Below are 3,567 nucleotides of genomic sequence, written 5' to 3' on the forward strand. Positions count from 1 at the left end.
ATTATCAGGGCCGTTAACGCCGGAATAGTCGCAATCGAGCGCATTGGCCGGAACGTACGTAAAGTTGTGTTGTTCGAGCAGCTGGCGGCATTCGCCAAGTCGGAGTTCATCGAATCGCGATTCCCATTCAGCGCCATGAAGCGTGAACAATCGAGAAAAGTTAGAAAAACGAAACGAGAATATGTAGCAGATCGCGCCAGTGCCGGTCTTGCGATCGTAGTAACGTGAGTCAAGCAAACCAACGTCAGTCAAGAACGAGGCATCCTGAACGTTGCGATCGACGTCGAGCGAGAAACCCACGAGTGCTTCAAGTTGCGGCACGAGCGCGTCGAGGTCAGCCCACAGCGATTTGTAGTCGTCGCCGTCAGAGGGAAACTCCCATTCGCCCAACCGGTCTGCGGCGGTCAGTATGTCGCGAACGGATTGATCCATGGGTGACTAGGGGCGTCTAACGGAAGGTTTTTACGACACCGCCCTAAACGAAGCGAGCGATGTCTGAACTACGGAAATTGTACCAAGGCCAGCCCGCGTTGACAAAGTTGGAAGGTGTGCCGAAGGCCCTTGCGTAAAAACCATGTTATGCGGCAGCGCCAGAGTGGAGTTTGATTGGCGTAACCGTCCCATAGTCATCGTGACCAACGATTAAGACCGGAATCTCGCATTGGACGTCGCCAAGTGATTGCCAGACGGTTTGCAACCATTTTGCAGCACAATCGACCACGATGTCATTGACGGGATAATCAACGTCGAAGCAGTCCACGATTGGAATTGGAGGCTGGACGCCATCTTCGGTGTATTTGGCGTCAAACAGGTCGGCGTGTGCGTCGATGGATTTGTTGATGACGTACAAGTCGGGGCCGTCGACCGAAGCGCGAACGGTGAAGAAACCGTCGCCATCCTGCGCCGGGAAAACCTGCAAGTCGAGACGGGTTGCTGCGGCGGGGAGCGATGCAAGCAACAGCGGAATCAGGGTACGCGCAGCATCAGATTGCCCGTCGAGGACAGCAGTCAGTTCAGCGATGAATTCGGATTCGGTCATGTCCGCATAACGGAAGGTTTTTACGACACCGCCCTAAACGAAGCGAACGATGTCTGAGCTACGAGAAATTGTACCAAGGCCAGCCTGCGTTGCCAAAGTAGGAAGGTGTGCCGAAAGCCTAGCGTAAAAACCATGTTGTCGGACAAGACGCTACCTAGTCGTATTCCTCGCAAGCAAGTCGATAGCCCAACAATTCCGCGAGCTTGTGCGCCAACGGAAGGCAGCAATTCTCAACATCCTTGGGGTAAGGATAGATCTGTATGCCTTGATTCTCCCAGACATCAAATTCGAGATATTCCTTGGCATCCGGTTCAGCAATTCGGCAGCGAACAGGTTTGCCTTCGCGGTAGATGCGGCAGATTTCTTCGGGTGCGTTCAAGCCTTCAAGTGCTGCAAGCCGTTTCTTTGCGTCGGACTGCGCCTCTTCAGCGCTGATCTCGTGTCGCGGAAACGTGTCGGCGACCCGAGTCACGACGTCATCGATCGACAGGCAGTCAGCGTCATCGGCGGGGGAGATGTCGTAGAAGTAGTAGGTAGCCACTGGTTTCTGTCCGACAACGGAAGGTTTTTACGACACCGCCCTAAACGAAGCGAACGATGCCTGAACTAAGAGAGATTCTACCAAGGCCAGCCCGCATAGCCAAACGTGGAAGGTGTGCCGAAGGCCTTAGCGTAAAAACCATGTTGTGCGGCAACTGAAGTGCCAATCAGGTTCCCAACATCTTGCGGTATTCTTGGAATGCTGCCGACACGGTTTCATCGGTGACGAACGAAAGGTCGGGTTCCGAGTCGACCGATGGATGGTTCGCCGTATCGAGCGATTTGCGTATGTTGTCGGGGATAGAGAAACGCCCGCCACGACGCGCGAAACCATCGTCGGCAACAGCGCGACCGTGAGGAGTGAGCAGGATGCGACCATCACGGATGTCCACGAGTCCGCAACGATACAACGCCTTGAGCGAGCGAGTTATTTCGCCAACAGTTGGGATCGCGTGATTGAGAGAGTCGGCCGCGCCAATGAGCAACGGAAGGTCAACACCACCATCGGCGGTTACCGAAGCGAAAATCCAAGCGGTGGCAAAGTTGAATTTCTCCATCGGCTGTTGCCGCACAACGGAAGGTTTTTACGACACCGCCCTGAACGAAGCGAACGATGTCGGAACTACGAGAGATTGTACCAATGCCAGCCCGCGTTGCCAAACATGGAAGGTGTGCCGAAGGCCCTAGCGTAAAAACCATGTTGTCGGGCATTGAATCACGAGAGGAGTCTCAATCAGGACTCATTGTGGCGAAACTCCGGCGGGAGCAACCACACGTGAATAAGCGAGACCTCATCATCACCATCCACCGCGAAATTGTAACCACCTTCGGGGTGGTCAAAGTATGACGGCGCTGAGAGTTGAACGGTCGAGTGGTCGAACGTGTAGCTACAGGCGCCGGAAAGCACGTAGACGCGCCCAGCACGAGAGATGCCGGGAAATGACGTGCCAGCAGGATAAGAGCCGGGGCTGATGCGGTAGTGTCCAGCGGGGGTGTGCAACGACCGGACGGCGTCGAGGGTTACGTCGCAATCCAGTGGCCAGTCGTGTGGGGACATCGTCATTTGAGTTGATCTATGCCCGACAACGGAAGGTTTTTACGACACCGCCGTTACCGAAGCGGTGGAGTTTGAATCACGAGAAATTGTACCAATGCCATCGCACGTTGCCTACCAACGAAGGTGTGCCGAAGGCCTAGCGTAAAAACCATGTTAGGCGACCGTGCCATCATCGAGTGGTTCGGCAGCCTCGGCAAGCCACTGCGTGATTGATTCAGGCGGATTGAGTCGTATTGCACGCTCGGTGTTCGTGTGATCCGGCGGTACAACCTCGACGTTAATCATGAGTCGCTGCCGGGCGTCAGCGGAACCAAAGACATCCGCTGCATCAAGACGAAGCATGGCCGATTCGAGCGCAGTCATGCGCAGATGGTATTCGGTGCGCCAGTCGCCGGTGTCGATTGCAGGGCGAGCGAACCAAAGATCACGCACCGAGGCAAAGTGTTGGGAACCGAAGTCGAGGTATGGTGACGAAGCGTAGTGCCAGCGATCAAGCTCCGGATCACCCGCGTTGGCGAGCGATTCATGTGACCACGCCGCAATGTACGGGGGTAGCGCGTCGCCAGTCGTGATAAGCACGCAGTAGTAGAAGGTCTCGCCCGTGGCGAAGAGTTCGCGGAATGCAGTCGCGGCAGCGTCAACAACCGCGTCGGTCAGTTGTTCGACGGTTGGAACTACCATTAACTGAGGTCGCCTAACGGGGTTCTGGACGACAGGGTGTCGTCTATGCTTGGAAATGGGGGAGAACGGGTGTTGATTTTAGCTGAAGGGGGCTCGGTCTGCAGCAATTGGGCGACTGGGCGAGGACGCATCGAGGTGGGATTGCGTTCGCTCCGCCGGTTGCCGGGATGCAATATCGGTGTTTTTGACGCTGAGACCCGGCGGCAATCACACCTTCCCCGCTGGCAGACAAGACGAACGTCCTGCGGGG

5 protein-coding genes are annotated in these 3,567 nt (G+C 55.8%); all 5 read right to left on the minus strand.

Annotation, left to right across the window (positions count from 1 at the left end; all coding sequences use genetic code 11):
- On the minus strand, positions 1-432 hold a 432-nt coding region (locus RE6C_RS04890; RefSeq protein WP_008654422.1), incomplete at its 3' end, for a hypothetical protein.
- A gap of 145 nt (positions 433-577) precedes the next feature.
- Positions 578-1,039, minus strand: a complete 462-nt coding sequence (locus RE6C_RS04895) for a DUF6389 family protein (protein WP_008654424.1) — start codon at positions 1,037-1,039, stop codon at positions 578-580.
- A gap of 154 nt (positions 1,040-1,193) precedes the next feature.
- Positions 1,194-1,580 (minus strand): hypothetical protein, encoded by a 387-nt coding sequence (locus tag RE6C_RS04900; RefSeq protein ID WP_008654427.1) that lies wholly within the window; start codon positions 1,578-1,580, stop codon positions 1,194-1,196.
- A gap of 166 nt (positions 1,581-1,746) precedes the next feature.
- Complete coding sequence (locus tag RE6C_RS32115) at positions 1,747-2,136, minus strand: helix-turn-helix domain-containing protein (protein ID WP_008654429.1); 390 nt, start codon at positions 2,134-2,136, stop codon at positions 1,747-1,749.
- A 653-nt stretch (positions 2,137-2,789) separates the two neighbouring features.
- Positions 2,790-3,317 (minus strand): DUF4303 domain-containing protein, encoded by a 528-nt coding sequence (locus tag RE6C_RS04915; RefSeq protein WP_008654431.1) that lies wholly within the window; start codon positions 3,315-3,317, stop codon positions 2,790-2,792.
- Positions 3,318-3,567: the final 250 nt, after the last annotated feature.

The sequence above is a fragment of the Rhodopirellula europaea 6C genome, assembly GCF_000338295.1.
Taxonomy (GTDB): domain Bacteria; phylum Planctomycetota; class Planctomycetia; order Pirellulales; family Pirellulaceae; genus Rhodopirellula; species Rhodopirellula europaea.

Bases quoted from the DNA above. Each gene is read 5' to 3' on its own strand.
- RE6C_RS04895 (WP_008654424.1), bottom strand. From the start codon at position 1,039: ATGACCGAATCCGAATTCATCGCTGAACTGACTGCTGTCCTCGACGGG.
- RE6C_RS32115 (WP_008654429.1), bottom strand. From the start codon at position 2,136: ATGGAGAAATTCAACTTTGCCACCGCTTGGATTTTCGCTTCGGTAACC.
- RE6C_RS04915 (WP_008654431.1), bottom strand. From the start codon at position 3,317: ATGGTAGTTCCAACCGTCGAACAACTGACCGACGCGGTTGTTGACGCT.